This is a genomic window from Streptomyces sp. GESEQ-35 (assembly GCF_017948485.1).
Classification (GTDB): Bacteria; Actinomycetota; Actinomycetes; order Streptomycetales; family Streptomycetaceae; genus Streptomyces.
The window spans coordinates 1-357 of sequence record NZ_JAFFSX010000105.1 but is presented as its reverse complement, the minus strand read 5'-3'; the positions used below and the strand labels follow the sequence as shown (position 1 = coordinate 357).

The following is a 357-nucleotide window of genomic DNA, read 5'->3' as shown; positions in this document are numbered from 1 at the left end:
TACCGAGGACGAGGTCCTCGCCGTGCTGGACGGCCGGGAGGACGTCTCGCTGGCGGCGGTGAATGCCGCCGAGTCCGTCGTGATCTCTGGTGACCCGGAGGTGGTGGCGGAGGTGGCCGGGCATTTCGCCTCCCTGGGTCGGCGGACGAAGGCGCTGCATGTCAGCCATGCCTTCCACTCGGCGCACATGGACTCGATGTTGGAGGAGTTCGCGCAGGTGGCCGCCCGGGTGACCGCGCATGCCCCGCGGCTGCCGGTGGTGTCGAATGTGACCGGGCGGGTCGCTACGGCCGAGGAGCTGGCCGATCCGGCGTACTGGGTGGCACAGCTGCGCGGCACGGTCCGCTTCGCGGCCGG

Annotated in this window: 1 protein-coding gene; it reads left to right on the top strand. The window is 71.4% G+C overall.

What is annotated here, in order from left to right; translation table 11 throughout:
• The coding region (locus KCH87_RS48540) for an acyltransferase domain-containing protein (RefSeq protein ID WP_210594475.1) at positions 1-357 on the top strand (357 nt) is incomplete at both ends.